This is a genomic window from Promicromonospora sp. NPDC110617 (genome assembly GCF_055598465.1).
Genome location: NZ_JBVKBM010000001.1, coordinates 841,684 through 864,262 on the forward strand (window position 1 = coordinate 841,684; position 22,579 = coordinate 864,262).

The following is a 22,579-nucleotide window of genomic DNA, read 5'->3' on the forward strand; positions in this document are numbered from 1 at the left end:
GGTTGGCGCGGGCGGGGCAGCCCCCGACGTGACGTTCGCCCCGTTGTCGCCCGGCGGGCCGTCGTCGTGCGAACGCGGGGCGTGCCCCGGCCTACCATGGGTGGGTGCCCCTCGTGATCTACTCCCTGCTCCGTGTCGCGCTCGTCGCCGCGGCACTCGGCGTGCTCTACCTCGTCGGACTGCGGGGCTGGCTGCTCCCGGTCGTCGCCGTGCTGGTCGCCCTGGCGGTGTCGTACCTGACGCTGGGCAGGCCGCGCGACGCCGCGACGCAGTGGATGGCCGGCCGGGCCGAGCGGCGTGCCGCGGCACGGGCCGCGGCCCCGAAGATCGACGCCGACGCCGCCCACGAGGACGCCGAGGTCGACGAGAAGCTGCGCGCCGACTGACCCCGAACCTCCGACGGGTCAGCCGCTCAGGTCACCCGGGTGACCTGAGCGGCTGACCCGTTCGGGGGGATCAGATCGACAGGCCGAACCAGAGCAGCAGCCCGTAGCCCAGCTCGTACAGCCCCGTGCCCGCCAGGACCGGGACGAGCAGCTTGCCGCGCGCCCCGGCGAGGATCGGGATGGACAGCAGCGCCGCCGGGCCGAGCAGCAGCAGCACCACGAGCGACCACGGCGCCCAGAACACGCACAGCGCGCCGAGCAGCACCGGGACCCAGATCATCGCGATGTACGCGCGACGTGCCCGGTAGTCGCCGAGCCGTACCGCGAGGGTGCGCTTGCCAGCGAGGACGTCGGTGGGGATGTCACGCAGGTTGTTCACCATGAGCAGCGCGCACGCGATGAGGCCCACGCCCACGGCGCCGAGCACCGCGGGCCACGTGATGCGGTCGGCCTGCGTGTACGTGGTGCCGAGCACCGCGACCAGGCCGAAGAACACGAACACGGCGATCTCGCCCAGGCCCCGGTACCCGTACGGCGTCCTGCCGCCCGTGTAGTACCAGGCGGCGACCACGCTCACCGCGCCGACCGCGAGCAGCCACCAGTGCCCCGACACCGCGCACAGGATCAGGCCCAGCACCCCCGCGACGCCGAACGCCGCGAAGGCGGCACCCTTCACCGCGCGCGGCGGGGCGGCGCCCGACGCCGTGAGCCGCATCGGTCCGACGCGGTCGAGGTCGGTGCCCCGCACGCCGTCCGAGTAGTCGTTGGCGAAGTTGACGCCCACCTGCAGCGCGAGGGCGACGCCCAGCGCGAGCAGCGCGGGCAGCCAGGCGGAGGAGCCGACCTGCGCGGCCGCGCCGGTACCCACCATGACGGGGGCGGCCGCCGCCGGCAGCGTGCGGGGCCGTGCCCCGGAGATCCACTCGGCGGCAGTGGCCATCAGCGTGTCCTTCGTTCGTGGGGTGTGCCTGGGTCCTCGCCACAGCGGCACCGGGCCGGGGCCCGGTCCTGGCGGAGGAACGAAGTCATGGTCGCACGGGTTCCCGGCCCGGAATTCGCTCGGCCCGCACGACGGCGTCGCGCACCGCCCGGCGGTCCACCTTGCCCGGGCCCCGGGTCGGCAGGGCCGAGGTCACGTACACGCGGCGCGGCGCCGCCGGCGCCCCCAGCAGTGCGCCGACGGCGGTGCGCAGCCCGGCCAGCAGCTCGCCGCCGGCGTCGGCCAGGTTCTCCGGTGGGCCGACGGCGGGCGCGTGGCCCGGCAGGGCGAGGACGGCGACCACGGCCTGGCCCCACTCGGCGTCGGGCACGCCGACGACGCACGCCTCGCCGGGTGTGCCGCGCCCGGCCAGGTGCCCGGCGATCGCGTCCTCGACGGCGGCCGGGGCGACGTTGACCCCGCCGGTGAGGATCACGTCGTCCGCCCGGCCGAGGATCGTCAGGCGGCCGTCGTCGAGGCGGCCCAGGTCGGACGTGCGGAACCAGCGGGTGCCGTCGGGGTCGGTGCGGAAGGCGGTGGCCGTCGCGTCGGGGTCGCCCACGTAGCCCTCGGCGAGCACGGGGCCGGACAGCTCGACGACGCCGGTCGCGCTGTCGGGGCTCCCGGCGTCGGCCAGCCGCACCCGCACGCCCGCCAGCGGGACGCCGTCGTACACGCAGCCGCCGCTCGTCTCGGACATGCCGTAGGTCGTCACGGCGCGGACCCCGGCGGCCCGCGCGCGGGCCAGGAGCGGGGCGGGGGTCGCGGCGCCGCCGACCAGTACGCCGTCGAACCGCGCGAGCGCCGCGAGGCCGGCGCCGTCGTCGTCGTCCCGGGTCCCGGTCCCGTCCCCGCCGTCGGCCGCGCCCCCGCCGTCGGCCGCGGCGACGAGCCGGTGGAGCTGGGTGGGCACGATCGAGACGTAGGCGCGGCCACCCCCGTCCGTGCCCGTGGAGTCGAGGAAGTCCCGCGCGAGGGCGGCGAACGCGCCGGGCGTGAAGGGGGTCAGGTCGCCGACGCGCACCTCGGTCCCCGCCACGACCGTCCGGTTGACCACCTGGACGCCCGCGACGTGCGTGGGCGGCAGCACCAGCAGCCAGCGGCCGGGCCCGCCGAGCCGGTCGTGGGTGGCCTCGGCCGAGGCCCGCAGGGCCGCGGCGCTCAGCGCGACCTCGCGGGGGTTTCCCGTGGAACCGGAGGTCCGGAGCACGAGCGCGGTGCCGGGCGGTACTGCAGCGTCGGACAGGCGGGGCTGGGGGGCGTAGACGGCGCCGCCGTCGAGGGCGTCCCGGACGGCGCGCACCACGGCGCCCGCGGGGTCGGTCAGGGTCACCTCCTGAGCGTAAGCGCGCTCGAGGGGCCGGGCGTCGCGCGGATCTGTAAGGTGTGCGCCACACGGACCCCTCGGGGCTCGGCACCGAACACTCGCGGAGGAGTACCGATGACCACGCGTTGGAGGACGGCGGTCCGTGCCACGGGTGCGGCCATGGTGCTGGCGGTCGGGCTGACCGGATGTGACGGGGGCCGCCCCGCCGAGGCGCAGGCGACGCCCACCACCACGGTGGCGGCCTCGGTCGAGGGCGACCGGGGCGGGCCGCCCGAGCCGGAGGTGCCGCTGGTGTGGCCGCTCACGGGCGTGCGGACCGAGAAGATCGCGCACCGTCCCGCGGTGTCGGTGAAGATCGAGAACGCGACCGCGGCCCGGCCGCAGAGCGGCCTGGTGGAGGCCGACATCGTGTGGGAGGAGGTCGTCGAGGGCGGCATCACCCGCTTCGTCGCGACCTACCACTCGAACCTCCCGGACGCCGTCGAGCCGGTGCGCTCCATCCGCCCCATGGACGCCGCGATCGTGGCGCCGCTCGACGGGATCCTGGCGTTCTCCGGCGGGCAGGGCCCGTTCATCGCCGCCGCGCAGCGGGCGGGCACCCAGACGGTCATCATGGACAAGGGCGCCCCCGGCTTCCGGCGCGATCCCGGCCGGGCCGCGCCGCACAACGTGATCGGGCACGTTCCCACGTGGGTCGAGCAGGCCGACGGGCAGCGGACGAGCCCGCCCCCCGCCCAGTTCGAGTACGCGCGCAAGGTCGGCCGGGGTTCGGCGCCGCAGGACGGCAAGGTCGCCCGCTCGGTCGACGTGCGCCTGTCCACGCTGCAGCGCACCGTCTGGACGTGGGACGGGGACAACCGGAAGTACCTGCGCAGCGAGGGCTCCGCGCCGTCCGTCGCCGCGGACGGCCGCCGGCACGCCGCGCGGAACGTCCTGGTGCTCTCCACCGAGGTGTTCAACACGAAGTGGCGGGACCCGGCCGGGGCGCCCGTTCCGGAGCACCGGCTCGCCGGGCGCAGCGGCAAGGGCACGCTGCTGTCGATGGGGCACGGCCTCTCGGTGACGTGGTCCAAGAAGGACCTGAACTCGCCGATCGTGCTGCGGACCGGCGACGGCGAGCACGTGCTCCTGGACCCGGGCAACACGTGGATCGAGCTCGTCCCGAAGGGCAAGGGGAGCTGGCAGGTGGGGTGATCCGGGGCCGCCGCCGGCCCGGGTATTCTTCCCGCACGGCGACGGCGGACGGCCGTCGTGGCTGATGAGAAAGCCTTCATCCGGGTCTCATCACGAGTTCATGGCGGGCTTGTTGAGTAACGACGTCGCACCATCGCGTCCCTCGACAAGAAAGCGTGGCCGCCATGAGCATCCTTGAGACCTCCCCGGAGCTGCGCGGGCTCGACCCGCGCCCCGTCGCCGTACCGCTGCGGGCCGACGCCGCCCCCGCAGCCGTGCGGATGCCGGACCCGGCCGCGCACCGTCTGCTGCGCGCCAAGAAGGCCTACTCCACGCGGTTCGTCGCCGCGGCGATCGAGCAGGACCCGGCCGCCTTCGGCCTGGACACCGACCTGACCCGGGCACCGCGGCCCGGGGACGTCGTGCTGGCGCGCGTGGTCACGATCGGCCAGCACCGTCGGCTCGAGTCGCCCGTCTCCCGGCGGCAGATCCTGTTCGAGGGCGACGAGATCGTCGTGGCGTACGGGTCGCGCTACGCCGCGGACCAGTTCCTCGCCGTCCTCCCGGAGGACCTCGGGCCGTGTCACCTCGCCGCCGCCGGCGGGCTCGCCTCGCGGGTGGTGGACCAGCACGCCGCGGTCAAGGACGCCACGGTGATCGAGCCGATCGGCCTGCTCACGACGTCGGGCACGGCCGTCAACCTCGCGGCCCACGCGCCGCACCCGGTGCGCGCGGCGGGGAACGCGACGGGCAACGCCGCGCGCGTCCCGGTGATCGCGGTCATCGGCACGTCGATGAACTCGGGGAAGTCCACCACGCTGGCCTGCCTCGCCCACGGCCTGACGGCGGCCGGGCTCACGGTCCACGCCGGCAAGGCGACGGGGACGGGTGCGGGCAACGACGCGCACCACTTCGTCGACGCGGGGGCGAGCCACGTCCTCGACTTCACCGACTTCGGCCTGCCCAGCACGTTCGGCCTCCCGTTCGAGGACGTCCGCGACGTCTTTGCGACGATGGCGGACGTGCTGGCGTCCCCGGTGCGGCCGGGTGCGCCCGCGCCGGGCGTCGTGCTCATCGAGATCGCCGACGGCGTCTACCAGGGCGAGACCGGTCGGCTGCTGGTCGACGACGCGTTCCGCTCGGTGGTCGACCGCGTCGTGTTCGCGGCCGGGGACGCCCTCGGGGCGAGCGGCGGCGTCGCGGCGCTGCGGGCCCTCGGCGCCGAACCGTCGGTCGTGTCGGGGGTGCTCACGGCCTCGCCGCTGGCCACCGCGGAGGCCCGCCGGGCGCTCGACGTGGATGTCGTGCCGACCTACGACCTCTGCCTGCCCGCCGTCGCGTGGGCGGCCGCGGGGCTGGGGGACGCGCGGCTCGGCGCGGGCCATGCGGTCGCCTGAGTCCGCGGTGTCCGGCTCCGGCGTACCGTCGCCCGGGGCGCCGTCGCGCGGGCCGGACGGCGGCTCGCCCGAACAGGGTGGCCGCGTGCCCGAACCGGGTGGCCTGCCGCGGATCTTCGTCGGCGCCCGACGCCGCTGGGTCGTCGGCCTCGCCGCGCTCGGCATCGCCCAGGGTGCGCTCGGGGCGGTCGGCGCCTGGGCGCTGACGCAGCTTCGGCCGGGCAGCGCGTGGCCCGTGGTCATCGCGATCCTGAGCATCGTGGCGACGGCGGTGGCCATCGGCGGGCTGCGCATCGAGGAGCGGGTCGTCGCGGAGCGGCTCGGTCAGGACTACGTGCGCGAGCTGCGCCGTGAGCTGGTCGAGTCGGAGCTCACGCCGGGCGGCAGCACCCACCTCGGCATCACCGTGGCCCGCACCACCAACGACCTCGCGAGCGTGCGCAACTGGGTGTCCCAAGGGGTCGGACCGCTCGCGGCAGGCATCCCGCTCATCGCCGGGTCCGCCGTCGGGCTCACGGTGCTCGACCCGTTCCTCGGCCTCGGGTTCCTGCTTCCGCTGGGCGTGCTCGCCGCCGTCATGGTGCCCTGGGCGCGCACCGCGTACCTGAAGTCGCGGCGGCTGCGGCGGGCTCGCGGGCGGATGGCCACGCGGATCGCCGACACGGTCGGGGCCTCGGAGGGGATCATCGCGGCGCGCGGCGCCGGCCGCGAGCTCGACCACATCGACTCGGCGTCCGACGACGTGGTCGACCGCGCCGTCGACCGGTCGGCGACCGTCGGTGCGCTGCGGGCCGGGGGCACGGTCGCCGCACTGCTCGCGACGCTCGCCGTCGCCGCCGTCGGCGTGGTGCGCGGGCTCGACCCGGCCGTCACCGTGGCCGCGATGGCCATGGCCGGGCTCGCCTCCACCCCGATCGTGGACCTGGGCCGCATCGTCGAGTACCGCCAGACCTTCCTGGCCGCCCGCGCCGTGCTCGTCCCGGCGCTCGCCGACGCCGCCCGCCGGAAGGCGGAGCACGAGCAGGCGAGCAGCGTGGCCGCGCAGGCCGACGTGCCGGACGGCGCGGACGGGCCCGGCCGGGTGCACCTCGTGCTCCCCGGCCTCGTCCCGGACGGGTCGCCGCTGCGTGCGGGGCCGGGCGCCCGGATCCGGCTGAGCGGCGTCGACGGTGGTGGTGCCGACGCCGGCAGCGGCGGTCGCGGTCGCGGCGACGTCGCCGGTGGTGATGCGGAGGCGCCGCTGCGCCTGATGCGGCGGGTCGTGGGCCTCGACCTCGCGCCCGCCGGGACCACCGACGAGATCTGGGTGGCCGGGCGGAACCTGCGGGCGGTGGCGCCGGGGGAGGGGCGGGCGCTCGTCGGCCTCGCGACCCGGGGCAGCGTGTTCGAGCGCGGCACGCTGCGGCGCGCGCTGCGCTACCGCCGTCCGGACCTCGACGACGCCACGGCCGACGCGGTCTTCGAGGCGGTGGGCCTCGACGTCGGCCGGTTCCCGGACGGGCCCCGCACCGTGCTGCGCGCCGGCGGGGAGCCGCTGACCGTCGACCAGCGTGCCCGGCTCGCGCTGGCCCGCGCGGTCTACGGCGAGCCGCCGCTGCTCCTGGTCGCCGACCTGGACCGCGACCTGGACGACGAGGGGCGCGACCGGCTCGCGGACGTGCTCGACGGGTACCCGGGGGTCGTGCTGTTCACGGGGTCCGACGACCTGGCCCGGGCGCTCGGCGCCGAGGAGGTCCGCCTGGCCGCCGGGCCGGTCCCGGTCACGCCGGACGGCCGCCCGGCGGACGACGACTGACCCGGTGGTGACCGACCGCCGAGTCAGTCGGGTGGTCGGTCAGTAGTAGTACGGGAAGGCCGACCAGTCGGGGTCGCGGCGCTCCAGGAACGCCTCCTTGCCCTCGACCGCCTCGTCCGTCATGTACGCCAGCCGCGTCGCCTCGCCGGCGAACACCTGCTGGCCGGCGATGCCGTCGTCGGCGGCGTTGAAGGCGAACTTGAGCATCCGGATGGCCTGCGGCGACTTGCCCGCGATGATCCGCGCGTACTCCAGCGCCAGCCCCTCCAGGTCCTCGTGGGCGGCGACCTCGTTGACGGAGCCCCAGCGCTCGGCGTCGTCGGCGGAGTACTCGCGGGCCAGGAAGAAGACCTCGCGGGCGCGCTTCTGCCCGAGCTGGCGGGCGAAGTAGGCGGAGCCGTAGCCGGCGTCGAACGAGCCGACGTCGGCGTCGGTCTGCTTGAACTTGCCGTGCTCGCGGCAGGCGACCGTGAGGTCGGCGACGACGTGGAGCGAGTGGCCGCCGCCGGCGGCCCAGCCGTCCACGACCGCGACCACGACCTTGGGCATGGTCCGCATGAGGCGCTGCACCTCCAGGATGTGCAGGCGGCCGGCCTTGGCGGGGTCGATCGAGTCGGCGTTCTCGCCCTCGGCGTAGCGGTAGCCGTCGCGCCCGCGGATGCGCTGGTCGCCGCCGCTGCAGAACGCCCAGCCGCCGTCCTTGGGGGAGGGGCCGTTGCCGGTCAGCAGCACCGTACCGACGTCGGACGTCATGCGGGCGTGGTCCATGACCCGGTACAGCTCGTCCACGGTGTGCGGGCGGAACGCGTTGCGCACCTCCGGCCGGTCGAACGCGACGCGCACCACGGGCAGGTCGCGCGGCTCGGGGCCGCTACGGTCGACGCCGCGGTGGTACGTGAGGTCGGTCAGGTCCTCGAACCCGGCGACCGTGCGCCAGCGCTGCGGGTCGAACGTCTCGGAGACCTGACGGGGGAGTTCGGTGCTCGTGCTCACGCGGACCAGCCTAGTTCGGGCGGTGTCGGTGTCGGCACCTAGGGTGTCCGCGAGGAGAGGAGCGCCCATGCTCGTTCGTCATCGCGGACTCGAACCGTCGGTCGACCCGTCGGCGTACGTCGCCCCGTCGGCGACCGTCGTGGGGGACGTCCGGATCGCCGCCGGAGCCAGGATCCTGCACGGCGCGGTCCTCACGGCCGAGGACGGCGCCGTCGTCATCGGCGAGGACACGGTGGTGATGGAGAACGCGCTCGTGCGCGGACGCGCGGACCACCCCGCCCGGATCGGCGCCGCGGTGCTGATCGGCCCCCACGCGCACGTCAACGGCAGCACGGTCGAGGACGAGGTCTTCGTCGCGACGGGCGCCTCGCTGTTCCCCGGCAGCGTCGTCGGCGCGGGCGCCGAGGTACGCATCAACGGCGTGGTGCAGGTCAACACCAGGATCGCCCCGGGCGGCCTCGTGCCGATCAGCTGGGTGGCCGTGGGCGACCCGGCCACGATCCTGCCCCCGGACCGACACGAGGAGATCTGGGCGATCCAGCGCGAGCTCGACTTCCCGGGCACCGTCTACGGGGTGGGCCGGGACGTCCCGATGCGCGAGCTCATGCGCCGCCAGTCGGACTTCTACGGTGCGCACCGCGACGACGCGCCGGTCGACGGGACCACGTAGCGGCGCGGGCCGCCTAGTTCGGGCGCTCCGGTTGCCGTGCCGGCGCGACGTCCTCCGGCCGGACCTCGGGGCGCGCGCCGCGCGTGGCTCCCACCGACGCGATGACGACGCACAGCACCGCGATCCACTGCGACCAGTGCAGCAGCTCCCCGAGCACGACGAGGCCGATGAGAGCCGCCATGGCCGGTTCGAGGCTCATCAGGATGCCGAAGACGCGCGGCGGCATCGTGCGCAGCGCCTCCAGGTCGAGCGAATACGGGACCACCGACGACAACAGGGCGAGACCGAGCCCCGCGACCAGGACCCACGGCTGGACCAGCGCCGCTCCGCTGTCGGCCACGCCGACGGGAACCGCGACCACCGCCGCGACGAGCATGCCCAGGGCCAGGCCGTTGCCTTCGGTGGTGTGGCGGCCCAGCGCCGCGCTGACCCAGATGTACAGGCCCCAGCACACCCCGGCGCCGAGGGCGAACAGCAGGCCGACGAGGTTCACGTCGCCGCCACCGCCCATGAGCAGGACCACACCGGCTGCTGCGAGCACCGCCCAGAGCGCGTCCAGCCACCGCCTCGACCCGATCAGCGCCACCGCGAGCGGCCCGAGGAACTCGACGGTGACCGCGATCCCCAGCGGGAGCCGGTCCAGTGCCAGGTAGAAGCAGAGGTTCATCAGGCCGAGGGTCAGGCCGTAGGCGACCACCACGCTCCACACCCGACGAGTCAGCCGCAGCGACGGCCGCCACAGGAGCAGCAGGATCGCCGCGGCGAAGAACAGGCGCAGGGCGACCGTCCCGAAGCTGCCCACCTCGCCGAACAGCTGCTTGGCCAGCGCGGAGCCGAGCTGGACGCTGACGATGCCGAGCAGGACGAGGGCCGTCGGCGGGACCCCGCCGAGGCCGCGCCCCACCAGTCCGGTCAGCAGAACGGTCAGCGACGGCCCCGGGGTCGGGCCGCGTCGAGCGCTGTCGTCGTTCATGGGGACCACACGTGGAGTATCGACGACCACGGCCCCGGGCAACACGTCATTTGGTCGTAGCCGAACGCGACCCGGGCAGCTGCCCGGTCGATAACCTGGGGGCGTGCTGCTGATCGGTGAACCCGTGGTCTGGTCCACGCCCCTGCGGACCCGCTTTCGCGGGATCGACGTGCGCGACGGCGTGCTCCTGCACGGCCCCGCCGGCTGGGGCGAGCTGTCCCCGTTCTGGGACTACGACGACGAGGAGTCCGCCACCTGGCTGCGCGCCGCGCACGAGGCCGCCTTCACCGGCTGGCCCGACGCCGTGCGGCGGAGCGTGCCGGTCAACGTGACCGTCCCCGCCGTCGGGCCGGAACGGGCGCGCGAGATCGTGCTCGCGTCCGGCGGCTGCCGCACCGCCAAGGTCAAGGTCGCCCAGCGCGGCCCCGACGGCACGCTCGAACCCGTGGGTGCCGAGATCGAGCGGGTCGCCGCCGTCCGCGACGCCCTCGGGCCCGACGGCGCGATCCGGGTCGACGCCAACGCCGCCTGGACCCCGGGCGAGGCACTGGCCCACCTCGCCGAGATCGACCGCGCCGCCGGCGGGCTGGAGTACGTCGAGCAGCCCTGCGCCGACGTCGACGAGCTCGCCCTGGTGCGCCGCAAGCAGGACGTGCCCGTCGCGGCCGACGAGTCGATCCGCCGCGCCTCTGACCCGATGCGCGTCGTGCGCCAGGAGGCCGCCGACATCGTGGTCCTCAAGGTCCAGCCCCTCGGCGGCGTCCGCGCCTGCCTCGACCTCGCCGAGCAGGTCGGCCTGCCCGTCGTCGTCTCGTCCGCGCTGGAGAGCTCGGTCGGGCTCGCCGCCGGCGTCGCGCTGGCTGCCGCGCTCCCCGAGCTGCCGTACGCCTGCGGGCTCGCGACGTCCCAGCTCCTGGCGCACGACGTCGTCGCCGAGCCCCTGCTGCCCGTCGACGGCGCGCTCCCCGTGCGCCGTCCGGAACCGTCACCCGAGGCGCTCGCGGCCATGCCCGCCGACGGCCCGACGACGGACCGCTGGCTCGCCCGGTACCACCGCCTGACCCGGATCCTGGAGGACGCATGACCATCCCGCCCGCCGTGGCCGCCGCCCGAGCCCTCGTCGCCGACCTGGTCACCCGGGGTGTGCAGGACGTCGTGCTCGCGCCCGGCTCGCGCAGCGCCCCCCTGGCCTATGCCGTGGCCGAGGCCGCCGACGCAGGCCGGCTCACGCTGCACGTCCGGATCGACGAGCGCGACGCCGGCTTCCTCGCGCTCGGCCTGTCCAAGGGGTCGGAGGGCGCGCCGGTCGCCGTCGTCACGACGTCGGGCACCGCCGTCGCGAACCTGCACCCGGCCGTGCTGGAGGCGAGCCACACGGGCCTGCCGCTCATCCTGCTCACGGCCGACCGCCCGCACGAGCTGCGCGGCACCGGCGCGTCGCAGACCACCGACCAGGTGGGCATCTTCGGCTCGGCGGTGCGGTTCGCCGTGGACGTCCCGGCGCCGGCCGGCCCGTCGGTTCCGGCCGACCCGGCCGGCGGGTCCGGCCTGGACGACGAGGCGGTCCGCGACCTGCGGAGCGTCTCCGCCCGCGCGGTCAGCGCCGCGCTCGGGTTCCGCTCGGGACACCCGGGGCCGGTGCACCTCAACCTCGCCTTCCGGGACCCGCTGACGCCGTCCGCCCCGCTGCCCGGACCGCCCGCGGACACCGCGCAGGAGGGGTATCCCCAGCCCGACCCGCCGCTCGTCGTGCCCGCCGTGCTGCAGCACCTCGGCTCGCCGGCGCTGCCCGGCGACCCGGCGCGCACCGTCGTCGTCGCGGGCGACGGCGCCGGCCCCGAGGCGCGGCAGCTCGCCGAGGCGCAGGGCTGGCCGCTGTTCGCGGAGCCGTCGTCGGGCGCCACGGGCGGCACCCACGCGATCGCCGGGTACCGGCTGCTGCTCGGCTCCGCCGAGCTCGCCGACGACATCGAGCAGGCGGTGGTGCTCGGCCGCCCCACGCTGTCGCGGCCGGTGCAGCGGCTGCTGGGCCGCCCGTCCGTGGCGGTCACCGTCGTCGCACCGGGCGCGGGTCCCTGGCCCGACGCGGCCCGCAACGCCGCCGTCGTGCTGCCAGGCCTGGCGCCCGTCTGGTTCGAGCCGACCGCCGAGCAGCCCACCCCGTTCCTGGAGCGCTGGCGGACGGCGGGCGCCGCCGCCGCGCGCGTCCTGGACCAGGTGACCTGCGACGACGCGGTGCTCGGCGGTCCGACAGCCCTCTCCGTGGCGCGCGCCGTGGCCCGCGTCCTGGGCCCTGCCGACCTCCTCGTGGTCGGCTCCTCGAACCCCGTGCGGGACCTGGAGCTGGTGCTCGGCCTCGACGGCCCCGGCCCCGCCGTCCTCGCCAACCGCGGCCTCGCGGGCATCGACGGCACCGTGTCGACGGCGGCCGGCGTGGCCCTCGCCGCCGCCCGCCGCGGCCTGCGCACACGCGCCCTCCTGGGCGACCTCACGTTCCTGCACGACGTCGGCGGCCTGCTGCGCGGTCCCGACGAGCACCAGGTGGACCTGGAGATCGTGGTGGTGAACGACGACGGCGGTTCGATCTTCGCAACCCTGGAGCACGGGGCGCTCGCCGCGACCGGGGACGCCGCGGGCGCCACGTTCGAGCGGGTGTTCGGCACGCCGCACGGGGCGAACCTGGCGCAGCTCTGCGCGGGGTACGGGGTGGACCACCAGCTCGTCAAGGACGTGCCGACCCTCCGGCACGCGCTGCAGGCGCCCAGCCACGGCATCCAGGTCATCGAGGTGCGCGTGCCGCGCGGCGACCGCCTGACGGAGTCGCGCGCCCTGGCGGCCAGGGTCCAGGAGGCCGCAACCGCCGCACACTGAACCGCTGAGTGCGGGTTATCTGCGCTTCCGGGCCGCCTGGAGGCGCAGATAGCCCGCACTCAGCGGGGTCTCGGGTTATGCAGGGAACTCACAGACTCGTTTAAGGGTGGGACAAGGAACGGGGTGTCAACTAGTTCTGACTTCAAGGAGGGTCACGATGACCGAGCAGAACAGCACCACTCCGCAGCCGGACCAGCAGCCGTCCGAAGCGCAGCCGACCCAGCAGCTGCCGGTCGCCGGCCCGGCACCCGCCCAGAACGCGGGCGCCGAGCAGTCCCCGACCCCTGCGCAGTCGACGGCGCCCGTCCCCACGCTGCCCGAGAGCGTCTCGCCTCAGGGTGGAACGCCCGCGGGCATGACGCCGGCCCAGCACGAGCGGGCGCACGCACCGGCCCAGCACGCACCGGCCCCCGCCCCTACGCAGCAGGTCCCGGCGCAGCACGCGCCGGCCCAGCACGCCCCCGCCCAGCACCACACGACGCCCGTGCAGACCGTGGCCCCCGGCGGCCCGCCCACGCCGTCGCCGTCCTACGTCAACCCCTACGCAGCCCCCGCCACCGCGACCGCCGAGCCGCGGCCGCGGAACCGCACCTGGGTCCCCGTGGTCAGCGCCGCCGCGGCCGCCGCGCTGCTGGCGAGCCTGGGTACGGCCGGTGCCATCTCGCTCACGAACGGTTCGGACGGCGCGGCCTCCCTCGCCGACGTCGGGCAGACGAACAACCAGACCGTCCCCGTGAAGAGCTCGACCGTCGAGAACCCGGACTGGACCGCGGTCACCTCCGCGGTGCAGGAGTCCGTGGTGTCGATCCAGGTCGAGAGCCAGGCGGGCGGCGCGGAGGGCTCCGGCGTCGTGCTGGACTCCGACGGCCGGGTCCTGACCAACAACCACGTCGTCTCCGGCGCGCAGACCGTGCAGGTCACCCTGAGTGACGGCAGCGTGTACGAGGCGAAGATCGTCGGCACCGACCCGACCACGGACCTCGCCGTCGTGCAGCTGACGGACCCGCCGTCGGACCTGAAGCCGGCGAAGTTCGGCGACTCGGACGACGTCGTGGTGGGCGAGCCCGTGATGGCGCTCGGCAACCCGCTGGGTCTGGCGAACACCGCCACGACGGGCATCGTGTCCGCCCTGGACCGCCCGGTCACGGCCAGCGCCGAGGACGGGTCCGACCAGGTGGTGACCAACGCGATCCAGATCGACGCCGCGGTGAACCCCGGCAACTCGGGTGGTCCGCTGTTCAACGCGTCGGGCGAGGTCATCGGCATCACGTCCTCGATCGCGACGCTGTCGAGCGGCGGTGGCGGGACGTCCAGCAGCTCCGGCTCGATCGGCCTGGGCTTCGCCATCCCCGGCAACCTGGCCACGCAGATCGGTGACCAGCTCAAGGAGAACGGCACCGCGGAGCACGCGTTCCTCGGGGTCTCGATGTCGGACGCCACCGCGACGGCCGACGGCGTCACCCGGCGCGGCGCGGGCGTCGAGGACGTCGTCGCCGACTCGCCCGCCGGCAAGGCCGGGATCCAGCAGGGCGACGTGATCGTGGCGATCGACGGCGACGCGGTCAACGGGCCGGAGTCGCTCACGGCGTTCGTGCGGGAGAAGGCGGCCGGCGACAAGTCGGTGCTGACCATCGTCCGCGACGGCAAGACCGAGGAGGTCACGGTGACGCTCGCGGTGAAGGAGGAGTCCGCGACCCAGGACTCGCAGGACCAGAACCAGCAGGACCAGCAGGGGCAGCTGCCGGGCCAGCAGGACGGCTCGGGCTCGGACCAGACCAACCCGAACAACATCCCCGACTGGCTCCAGGACTTCTTCAACAACCAGGGCTGACCCGCCCTGCAGGACACGTGTCAGACCCTCAGATCACGCGAGTGACCTGGGGGTCTGACTCGTATTCGCGTTCAGCGGGTGAACTTGGCCCGACCGGTTTAGGTTGGTCCGCGTGTCTGGGACGTACACCGTGGTCAGGACCCTCGGCAGGTCGGATGCCGCACACGACATCCTCGAGGAGCTGCCGGAGTGGTTCGGCATCGACCGGTTCACGCACGAGTACGTCGAGGCGGCGGACCGGTTCCCCAACTACCTCGCGGTCGCCTCGCCCTCCGTCGGGGCGGACGGCGGCGCGGTCCCGGCCGACGACGTGCTCGGCGTGCTGCTCCTGGACCAGCGCTACCCGACGTCGGCCGAGGTGCACCTGCTCGCCGTCCGGCGCAAGCACCACCGCGCAGGCATCGGGCGCGACCTCATGGCCCGGGTCGAGGACGACCTGCGCGGCCAGGGCGTGCGCCTGCTCAGCGTGAAGACGCTGGGACCCTCGGCGCACGACCCCGGTTTCGACCAGACCCGCGCCTTCTACGGCGCCTGCGGCTTCCACCCGGTCGAGGAGTTCCCCGACCTCTGGGCGGACGACCCGTGCCTGCTGATGGTCAAGCCCCTCTGACCGGCCGGCCCAGGGCCCGGCTCAAGCCTTGGCTCGTGCCCCGAACAGCGCCTCGGCGGCCCCCGGTACCACGGCGGCGACGACACCGCCCAGACTGCGCTCGAGGTAGCCGACCAGCTCGTCGTCGGCGAGGTCGGAGTTGATGCCGCCGTCGACCAGGGCCTGCTCGGCGAGCGCCACCCAGGAGCGGACCGCGATGCGCAGCAGCTCGGTCTCCGGCACGCCCAGCTCCAGGAGGACGGCGAGGGCGCGCTCGGTCTGCTGGCGCCTCGCGTCCTCGATCACCGCGCGCACCTCCTCGTCGCCGCTGGCCGCGCCGCGCACGAGCGAGTAGAAGGTGGGGCCGTGCTCCCGGACGTACTCGACGAGCCGGGTCAGGGTGTTGGCCAGGCGGTCGGCGGGCGGGAGCTCGGGCTGCGGCTCGGAGGCGTGGAGCATCGAGTCGCGCGCGCGGCGCACGATCTCGTGGTGCAGGCCGTTCTTGGAGCCGAAGTAGTAGTAGACCAGACCCGTCGAGACACCGGCTTCGGCGGCGATCTCCTCGACGGTCACCTCGGCCAACGGGCGGTCCGCGAGAGTCGCGACTCCGAGGGCCACGAGCTGGTTGCGGCGTTCCTCCGGACGGAGGCGCGTGCGTCGGGCTGTTGCCATGTGTCGAGCATATCCGGCATGCTTTGCGCCGCCGTCAGGGGGTCAATTGACGGTGAGTCAGTAATCGCGCTACGGTCGCGGCGGGACGACGATGCCGTCGTCCTCACATTGGCATAAGGGGAACACCAATGAAGCTCAGCAAGCTCACGGGGACACGTAAGGGCCGCGTGGCCCTCGCCGTCATCCCGGTCACCATTGCCGCCAGCGTCCTGCTCGGTGGGGTTGCACAGGGCGCAGTGCCCGTCTCGTTCGCCATCTCCGGCAGCCAGTTCAAGATCGGCGCCGACAAGCTCGCGGGCACCGGCTTCTCGCAGTACGCGGGCGTCGCGACCGCTTCCGACGGCACGCAGCACCCCGCCGCCATCGCGAACATCAAGGACGCGCAGCTCTACAACCTCTGCCAGTCGGTCGTGCAGGACACGCCGCTCGGCAAGGTGGGCCTGCTGATCTCCGCGGGCACCGGTGACGAACCCGCCAAGGCCACGGACCTGCAGATCGGCATGAGCGACCTGTCCGGTACCGCGATCTTCAAGAACATCCGCATCGGTGTGGACGCCTCGACGGTCAACACGACCAAGAAGGGCGACGCCGGCGACTTCGCCATGGACTCCGACTCGATCGACATCGACGGGCTCCAGCAGGTGTCGTGGAGCACGCAGGCCGCCGTCTTCCAGCTGACGGACCTCAGCCTCAAGATCACGGACGGCACCGAGTGCTTCTGAGTCCGGGTGACGGCCCGGCGTCCGCCGGCCGCCCCGGACTGCGCGCGAGGTTCGCCGACTGGCGCAGGGACTTCCGCCCCTGGCGCAGGCAGCGGCCGTTCGTCGGGGGCGTGCTGGTAGTGCTCGCGGGCCTGGAGATGCTCCTGTCCGGCCCCATCAAGCTGGACCAGCTCGGCATGAACGTCGTGCTGCAGTTCGGGGTCGAGGGAGCGCAGGCGACGATCCTGCCGCTCGCCCTGGTGCTGCTCGGGATCCTGGTGATCGCCCAGCCCGTGCACCGCATCTTCTACGGCGTGATCGCGCTCGCGATCTCCGTCTACTCGATCGCCGGCGTGAACCTCGGCGGCTGGATCATCGGGTTCCTGCTCGGTGTGGTCGGCGGCATCGTCGTCGTCTCCTGGGCCCCCGAGGCGGCGGAGGCCGGCACGGCCGAGGACGCCGACGAGGCCGGGTCCGGGAGCGAGGCCGGGTCCGGGGCGGACGCCGGCACCGCAGGCGCCGGTACCGCGCAGGACGGCGCTCCGGCATCGGACGCCGCCGCCGAACCCGCCGCCGCGGACCGCCCCGGGACCGGGTCGCCCGCGGGCGAGACACCCGCGGACGACGCGCCCGCGGACGGCGACGCCCCGCAGGCGGACGAGCCGGCGCCGCAGGCCGCCGAGCCCGCCCCGGAGACCGAGTCGATCCCCCGCGCGGACTCGCTGAGCGGCGCGCTGAAGGCCCTGTCGCAGAAGTCCGCGGCGGTCGTGGTGGCGGGCGCGATGGCGGTCGGCGGCATGAGCCTGCCGGCGACCACGTCGATGGCCGAGACCCAGCAGGACGACTCGTTCTGGTGCGTCGTCTTCGGCGCGTGCGACGACGGGGACGCGGAACCGTCCGCCTCGCCGACACCGTCGCCGAGCACGTCCGAGTCCGGGGGCGACGAGGCCGAGGACCCGGTCGGGGATGCGGTCGACGACGTCACCGGCGGCGCGACCGACCCGGCCGAGGGCGGCGACGCCGGCTCCGGTGACGAGGCGGACGGCGGCTCCGGCGACGATGCCGGCACGGGCAAGGACGGCGAGCCCGAGTGCCAGGAACCGACGCAGGACGGCGAGGTGCCCGCGGACGCCGCGGAGGAGGCTCCGAGCGACCCGTGCGGCGAGATCGACCCGCAGGCGACGATCGAGGAGGCGCTCCACACCGAGCTCGGCACCTGCGTGAAGGTGACGTTCGGCGGCAAGTTCGACCTCAACATCGACCTGCCCGGCCAGTGCGGCGCCAAGGAGGACGGCTCCGTCTTCTCGCTCCCCGCCGACCTGGAGAGCCGGGACCTCACGATCCCGCTCACGGGCATCAACGGGATCGGTCTGGCGAACGTGCCGGTCAAGAACGACGGCTCGCGCCGCGACGCCATCAAGATCTCGGCCGACAAGGTCGTCGTCGACGGGTTCTGGCTCAAGTCGTACGCATACGACGAGGGCACGGTCGCGGGCACCGACACCCGCGCCAACTTCGTGTCGCTCGAGGGCAACGCGCACATGTACGTGTCGTCGATCCACGCGAACCTGCCCGACGGCCAGGACCTTCTCGAGGTGGCGACCAAGGTGCTCGAGGGCGCCTCGCTCATCGAGATCCTGCTGACCGCGACGGACGCGCGGATGGGCTTCATCGGCGCGACGTCCGACCTGCAGGTCTGGGACACCTTCCGTGAGCAGGTCTGGGGCGACCCGGCCCACCCGATCGGCAAGGGCCCGCGAGCAGGCGACGCCTGACCCTCCCGCCTTCGTTGAGTGCTGGGTATTTGCGGTCCGGACGACGATCCGGCAACAAATACCCAGCACTCAACGCGTACGCGGGCGGGTCAGGGCGTGACGCCCAGGGCGTAGCGCATCGGCTCCAGCTTCGCCTCGGACTCCGCCAGCTCCGCCTCCGGGTCCGACGCCGCGACGATGCCGCACCCCGCGAACAGGCGGATGTGGCGCGGGTCGGTCGCGGAGATCTCCGCCGACCGCAGGGCGATGCCCCACTCGCCGTCGCCCCCGGCCCCGACCCAGCCGACCGGGCCCGCGTACCGGGCGCGGTCCAGGCCCTCGATCTCGCGGATCAGGCTGCGCGCGACGGTCGTCGGTGTGCCGCACACGGCGGCGCTCGGGTGCAGCGCGGCGGCCAGCGAGAGGGACGACGGCGCCGGCCGTCCCGCTCCCGCGCCCGACCCCGCGTGCTGGTCCGTCAGCACGCCGGTCACGTCCGTCGCGAGGTGCATGACGTTCGGCAGGTGCAGCACGAACGGGGCCTCGGGCACGTTCATCGACGAGCAGAACGGCTCCAGGGCGGCGGCCACGGAGCGCACCGCGAACTCGTGCTCCTCCAGGTCCTTCGAGGACCGGGCGAGCTGGGCGGCGCGCAGCAGGTCGGCGTCGTCGGCGTCCGCCGCGCCGTGCTCGCGGCGGATCGTGCCGGCCAGCACCCGTGAGGCCACCAGGCCCTTCTCGCTGCGCACCAGCAGCTCCGGCGTCGCGCCCACCATGCCGTCCACGCTGAAGGCCCAGCAGGCGTCGTAGGCGGACGCGAGGCGGCCCAGCAGGTGCCGGGTGTCGAGCGGGTGCTCGGCGGTCGCCACGACGTCGCGTGCGAGCACCACCTTCTCCAGCTCGCCGGTCTGGATCCGGGCGATGCCCTCGGCGACCACGGCGGGCCAGTCGGCCGCGCCCACGGCGCCGTCGGCCAGGACCACCCGGCCCGGCTCCGTCACGGGCTGGTGCGGGTAGGCCGACAGCAGGTCCTCGCCCACGGGCGCGGACCGGTCGCCCACCAGGGAGATCGTGGTCATCCAGGCCTTCTCGCCCCGCCGCCCGACGACGACGCGCGGCACGATCAGCACGCCGCTGGCCCGCGCGGGGTCCTCGGACTCGTCCCCGGGGGAGACGTCGTCGAAGGCGAAGCTGCCGAACGCGACCAGGCCGCTGCCGGGCAGGTTGACGTCGTCGTGCACCACGGCGTTGTCGAGCACCTGGCGCCAGGCCTCGTCGGCGTCGGCGAACCGGCCCGGGCCGAACGTCTCGAACCGCAGCGCCTCGCCCCAGCCCACGAGGCCGTCGCCGTGCCGCACCCAGGCCAGGGCGTGGGTGTCGGGGAGCCGGTCGACGAGCGCGGTCGGGGTGTCCGGCAGGTCGTCGGTCGCCACGGTGCGGACCACGAGCTGCGGGCCGTGCGGAGCGCCCGGCGGCGCCTCGTCGGACACGGGCGGTGTCTCGACCGCCCAACCGTCGTACACGCTGGTGCCGGAGGGGGAGCCGGTGGGTGTGCCGGGAGCGCCGCCGGAAGGTGAAGCGATCATCGCTTTCAGCATAGGCGCGCCCACCGCGGCTCGCGGCAGGCGGTAACGGAGGTCACAGCGGGTGGTCGGCAGTTGGTCAGGTGGTCGGCACCCCGGAATGCCGAACACCTGACCAACTACCGACCACCCGGATCACCCGCGGCCCCCAGCACGCCCCCGCCTCGTGAAACGATGGCCGCATGTCCCGTGCAAGCCTGGAGAAGAAGCCGGCCGAGGTCGCGTCGATGTTCGACGGGATCGCCGCCCGCTACGACCTGACGAACGACCTCATCTCGATGGGGCAGGACCGGCGCTGGCGCCGCCTCACGGTCGAGGCCGTCGCCGCGATGCCGGGTGAGCGCGTGCTGGACCTCGCCGCGGGCACCGGGACCAGCAGCGAGCCCTTCGCCGCCGACGGCGCCTTCGTGGTCCCGTCCGACTTCTCGATCGGCATGCTGCAGGTCGGCAAGCAGCGCCGTCCGGACCTGCCCTTCGTCGCGGGCGATGCCACCCAGCTGCCCTTCGCCGACGAGTCGTTCGACGCGGTGACCATCAGCTTCGGCCTGCGCAACGTGGTGGACACGCTCGCGGCCCTGCGCGAGATGCGCCGCGTCGTCCGGCCGGGCGGGCGCATCGTGATCTGCGAGTTCTCCACCCCCACGTGGGGCCCGTTCCGCACGGTCTACCAGGAGTACCTGATGCGCGCGCTGCCCGTGGTGGCGAGCGCGGTGACCCGCGACAAGGGCTCCTACGACTACCTCGCCGAGTCCATCCGGGGCTGGCACACGCAGGTCGACCTTGCCAAGCTCATGCTCGAGGCCGGCTGGGAGCACGCCGCCTACCGCAACGTCACGGGCGGCATCGTGGCCCTGCACCGGGCGGTCCGCCCGGCCTGACGCCGTCCGCAGCATCTTCGCGAGGTCGTGACTTTGCATCGAGATCGGTCCAGCGCTGGACCGATCTCGATGCAAAGTCACGACCTCGTTGCGTCGTGCGCCTCGGGCGCCCCGGGCGGGAGCCCTCGCGACCTCCCCAAGTAAGGGGAACCTTCCTACACAATCCCCCCTAAGTGTGGCTAGGGTGTCGGTGTTGTGACAGGGTTCACAAGGGCTTGTCAGGAAGCCCTTGCCGAACCCCGCACAGCAGGTCAGCAACGACCAGGCAGCGGGTTCCCAACGGGGGTGAACGTGCGAAGAGTGATACGCGACGACGCGGATGTCATCGTGGTGGGCGCCGGTCCGGCCGGCTCGTCCACCGCGCACTGGTGCGCGGCCGCGGGACTCGACGTGCTGCTGCTGGAGAAGGGCGAGTTTCCCCGCGACAAGATCTGCGGCGACGGCCTGACGCCGCGCGCCGTGGCCGAGCTCGTGCGCATGGGGGTGCCCACCCGCGAGGAGGACGGCTGGATCCGCAACCGCGGGCTGCGCGTCCACGGCGGCGGCCGCTCCTACGAGCTGGACTGGCCGGACCTCACGACCTACCCGGGCTACGGCATGGCCCGCGCCCGGATGACGCTGGACCAGACCCTGGCCCAGCACGCCCAGGCGAGCGGCGCCAAGCTGCTGGAGCGCACCAAGGTCACCGGCGCCGTGCGCGACGACGACGGCCGCGTGGTCGGCGTCACCGCCCAGCCGCTGGACGCCCGCGGCCGCGCGGAGGGCCCCGTCAAGGAGTTCCGCGCCCCCGTGGTGGTCGCGGCCGACGGCGTCAGCTCGCGCTTCGCGCTCGGCATCGGCCGGGAGCGCCGCGACGACCGCCCCATGGGCACCGCCGTGCGGGCCTACTACCGCACGCCGCGGCACGACGACCCGTTCATGGAGTCGCACCTCGAGCTGTGGGACGGGGAGCCGGGCAAGAGTGCCCTGCTGCCGGGCTACGGCTGGATCTTCCCGCTCGGCGACGGCACGGTGAACGTCGGCCTCGGCAGCGTGTCCTCGACCCCGGCCCGGCAGTCCGCGGCCGGCATCGACTACCGGCGGCTCATGGAGACGTGGCTCGACAAGAGCGCGCCCGAGGGCTGGGACCTGGTGCACGAGCCGGAGCGCGGGCCCATCCGCGGCGCGGCCCTGCCCATGGGCTACAACCGCGGCCCCCTGTACGCGGACGGCGTGCTCCTGGCCGGCGACTCCGCCGGCATGGTGAGCCCGTTCAACGGCGAGGGCATCGCCTACGGCCTGCAGGCCGGGCGCGTGGCCGCCGAGGCGATCAGCCAGGCCCGGCACCGCGCCACCGACGACGCCCGCGAGGCCACGCTCGCCACCTACGCGGAGCGCATGCGGGCCGACCTGGGCGGCTACTACACGCTGGGCCGCTGGTTCGTGCGGCTCATCGAGCACCCCGAGATCATGCGGGTCTGCGTCCGGTACGGCCTGCCGCGCAAGGTCGTCATGCAGTTCACGCTCAAGCTCCTGTCCGACTGCTACGAGCCGCACGGCGGCGACTGGGTCGACCGCGTCATCGCAGGCCTGACCAGGGTGGTCCCGAGCTCATGAGCATCACGTCCATGAAGGGCACGTCGTCCACGAAGGGCACAGCATGAATCCCTACGTACCCATCCTGATCCTCATGGCGATCGGGGCGGTCCTGGCGCTCGGCGGGGTCGCCGCGAGCGCGATCATCGGCCCCAAGCGGTACAACCGCGCCAAGCTCGACTCGTACGAGTGCGGCATCGAGCCGACGCCGCACGCGGTCGGGGGCGGGCGGCTGCCGATCAAGTACTACCTGGTGGCGATGACATTCATCGTCTTCGACATCGAGGTCGTCTTCCTCTACCCGTGGGCCGTGGACTTCACGACGCTCGCGACGTTCGGGCTGGTGGCGATGCTGGCGTTCCTGGCGCTGATCACCGTCCCGTTCGTCTACGAGTGGCGCCGCGGCGGCTTCGACTGGGTCTGAGAGAGCGA

20 protein-coding genes are annotated in these 22,579 nt (G+C 74.2%); 14 read left to right on the plus strand and 6 right to left on the minus strand.

The genetic code is table 11. The features are described from left to right. Nucleotides 1-104: 104 nt before the first annotated feature. The gene (locus tag ACZ7LE_RS03570) at nucleotides 105-386 is read left to right on the plus strand and encodes a DUF4229 domain-containing protein (protein ID WP_377228070.1); all 282 of its coding nucleotides are present in this window, start codon (nucleotides 105-107) and stop codon (nucleotides 384-386) included. Nucleotides 387-456: 70 nt separating this feature from the next. Here ACZ7LE_RS03570 and ACZ7LE_RS03575 read toward each other — a convergent pair whose 3' ends face one another. Beyond that, nucleotides 457-1,326: a 1,4-dihydroxy-2-naphthoate polyprenyltransferase gene (locus ACZ7LE_RS03575; protein ID WP_397391428.1), complete on the minus strand. Its 870-nt coding sequence runs from the start codon at nucleotides 1,324-1,326 to the stop codon at nucleotides 457-459. An 85-nt stretch (nucleotides 1,327-1,411) separates the two neighbouring features. Beyond that, the gene (locus tag ACZ7LE_RS03580; RefSeq protein ID WP_470401998.1) at nucleotides 1,412-2,698 is read right to left on the minus strand and encodes an AMP-binding protein; all 1,287 of its coding nucleotides are present in this window, start codon (nucleotides 2,696-2,698) and stop codon (nucleotides 1,412-1,414) included. 108 nt (nucleotides 2,699-2,806) lie between these two features. On the opposite strand from ACZ7LE_RS03580, the gene ACZ7LE_RS03585 reads away from it, so the two are divergent. From ACZ7LE_RS03585 to ACZ7LE_RS03595, 3 genes are all read left to right on the plus strand, one after another. Beyond that, nucleotides 2,807-3,886, plus strand: a complete 1,080-nt coding sequence (locus ACZ7LE_RS03585; protein ID WP_470401999.1) for a DUF3048 domain-containing protein — start codon at nucleotides 2,807-2,809, stop codon at nucleotides 3,884-3,886. Between the two features lie 164 nt (nucleotides 3,887-4,050). Further along, nucleotides 4,051-5,262: a DUF1611 domain-containing protein gene (locus ACZ7LE_RS03590; RefSeq protein WP_470402000.1), complete on the plus strand. Its 1,212-nt coding sequence runs from the start codon at nucleotides 4,051-4,053 to the stop codon at nucleotides 5,260-5,262. Beyond that, on the plus strand, nucleotides 5,249-7,057 hold the full coding sequence (locus tag ACZ7LE_RS03595; protein ID WP_470402001.1) for an ABC transporter ATP-binding protein: 1,809 nt from the start codon (nucleotides 5,249-5,251) through the stop codon (nucleotides 7,055-7,057). The genes ACZ7LE_RS03590 and ACZ7LE_RS03595 overlap by 14 nt, the downstream gene beginning before the upstream one ends. Before the next feature lie 39 nt (nucleotides 7,058-7,096). Here the strand turns inward: ACZ7LE_RS03595 and ACZ7LE_RS03600 are convergent, their stop codons facing one another. Next, entirely contained in the window at nucleotides 7,097-8,050 is a 954-nt protein-coding gene (locus ACZ7LE_RS03600; RefSeq protein ID WP_470402002.1) for a 1,4-dihydroxy-2-naphthoyl-CoA synthase, read from the minus strand. Between the two features lie 67 nt (nucleotides 8,051-8,117). Between ACZ7LE_RS03600 and ACZ7LE_RS03605 the strand changes: the two genes are divergently transcribed. Further along, nucleotides 8,118-8,720: a gamma carbonic anhydrase family protein gene (locus tag ACZ7LE_RS03605; RefSeq protein ID WP_470402003.1), complete on the plus strand. Its 603-nt coding sequence runs from the start codon at nucleotides 8,118-8,120 to the stop codon at nucleotides 8,718-8,720. A gap of 13 nt (nucleotides 8,721-8,733) precedes the next feature. Here the strand turns inward: ACZ7LE_RS03605 and ACZ7LE_RS03610 are convergent, their stop codons facing one another. Then, nucleotides 8,734-9,693, minus strand: coding sequence for an EamA family transporter (locus tag ACZ7LE_RS03610; RefSeq protein ID WP_470402004.1), 960 nt, complete (start codon nucleotides 9,691-9,693; stop codon nucleotides 8,734-8,736). 103 nt (nucleotides 9,694-9,796) lie between these two features. Between ACZ7LE_RS03610 and ACZ7LE_RS03615 the strand changes: the two genes are divergently transcribed. The 4 genes from ACZ7LE_RS03615 (at nucleotide 9,797) to ACZ7LE_RS03630 (ending at nucleotide 15,005) form a co-directional block, all read left to right on the plus strand. Further along, nucleotides 9,797-10,777: an o-succinylbenzoate synthase gene (locus ACZ7LE_RS03615; RefSeq protein ID WP_470402005.1), complete on the plus strand. Its 981-nt coding sequence runs from the start codon at nucleotides 9,797-9,799 to the stop codon at nucleotides 10,775-10,777. Further along, a complete protein-coding gene (gene menD, locus ACZ7LE_RS03620) occupies nucleotides 10,774-12,564 on the plus strand; it encodes a 2-succinyl-5-enolpyruvyl-6-hydroxy-3-cyclohexene-1-carboxylic-acid synthase (protein ID WP_470402006.1) in 1,791 nt (596 codons plus the stop codon). The genes ACZ7LE_RS03615 and menD overlap by 4 nt, the downstream gene beginning before the upstream one ends. A 157-nt stretch (nucleotides 12,565-12,721) precedes the next feature. Continuing rightward, nucleotides 12,722-14,395: a S1C family serine protease gene (locus tag ACZ7LE_RS03625; RefSeq protein WP_470402007.1), complete on the plus strand. Its 1,674-nt coding sequence runs from the start codon at nucleotides 12,722-12,724 to the stop codon at nucleotides 14,393-14,395. Between the two features lie 112 nt (nucleotides 14,396-14,507). Next, the gene (locus ACZ7LE_RS03630) at nucleotides 14,508-15,005 is read left to right on the plus strand and encodes a GNAT family N-acetyltransferase (RefSeq protein ID WP_470402008.1); all 498 of its coding nucleotides are present in this window, start codon (nucleotides 14,508-14,510) and stop codon (nucleotides 15,003-15,005) included. Between the two features lie 21 nt (nucleotides 15,006-15,026). Here ACZ7LE_RS03630 and ACZ7LE_RS03635 read toward each other — a convergent pair whose 3' ends face one another. Further along, on the minus strand, nucleotides 15,027-15,656 hold the full coding sequence (locus tag ACZ7LE_RS03635; RefSeq protein WP_377228082.1) for a TetR/AcrR family transcriptional regulator: 630 nt from the start codon (nucleotides 15,654-15,656) through the stop codon (nucleotides 15,027-15,029). Nucleotides 15,657-15,784: 128 nt separating this feature from the next. On the opposite strand from ACZ7LE_RS03635, the gene ACZ7LE_RS03640 reads away from it, so the two are divergent. After that, complete coding sequence (locus ACZ7LE_RS03640; protein ID WP_285100859.1) at nucleotides 15,785-16,378, plus strand: DUF6230 family protein; 594 nt, start codon at nucleotides 15,785-15,787, stop codon at nucleotides 16,376-16,378. Next, nucleotides 16,369-18,132, plus strand: a complete 1,764-nt coding sequence (locus ACZ7LE_RS03645) for a DUF6114 domain-containing protein (protein ID WP_470402009.1) — start codon at nucleotides 16,369-16,371, stop codon at nucleotides 18,130-18,132. Before ACZ7LE_RS03640 ends, ACZ7LE_RS03645 begins: the two co-directional genes overlap by 10 nt. Nucleotides 18,133-18,221: 89 nt before the next feature. Here ACZ7LE_RS03645 and ACZ7LE_RS03650 read toward each other — a convergent pair whose 3' ends face one another. Then, entirely contained in the window at nucleotides 18,222-19,697 is a 1,476-nt protein-coding gene (locus tag ACZ7LE_RS03650) for an isochorismate synthase (RefSeq protein WP_470402010.1), read from the minus strand. A gap of 179 nt (nucleotides 19,698-19,876) precedes the next feature. On the opposite strand from ACZ7LE_RS03650, the gene ACZ7LE_RS03655 reads away from it, so the two are divergent. The 3 genes from ACZ7LE_RS03655 to ACZ7LE_RS03665 all read left to right on the plus strand — a co-directional run bounded on the left by ACZ7LE_RS03655 (nucleotide 19,877) and on the right by ACZ7LE_RS03665 (nucleotide 22,571). After that, on the plus strand, nucleotides 19,877-20,572 hold the full coding sequence (locus ACZ7LE_RS03655; RefSeq protein ID WP_470402011.1) for a demethylmenaquinone methyltransferase: 696 nt from the start codon (nucleotides 19,877-19,879) through the stop codon (nucleotides 20,570-20,572). 300 nt (nucleotides 20,573-20,872) lie between these two features. Then, nucleotides 20,873-22,168, plus strand: a complete 1,296-nt coding sequence (locus ACZ7LE_RS03660; RefSeq protein ID WP_470402012.1) for a geranylgeranyl reductase family protein — start codon at nucleotides 20,873-20,875, stop codon at nucleotides 22,166-22,168. 43 nt (nucleotides 22,169-22,211) lie between these two features. Then, nucleotides 22,212-22,571 carry an NADH-quinone oxidoreductase subunit A gene (locus ACZ7LE_RS03665; protein ID WP_020016036.1) on the plus strand — a complete coding sequence of 120 codons (360 nt, stop codon included), beginning with the start codon at nucleotides 22,212-22,214 and terminating at the stop codon, nucleotides 22,569-22,571. The last annotated feature ends 8 nt before the right edge of the window (nucleotides 22,572-22,579 follow it).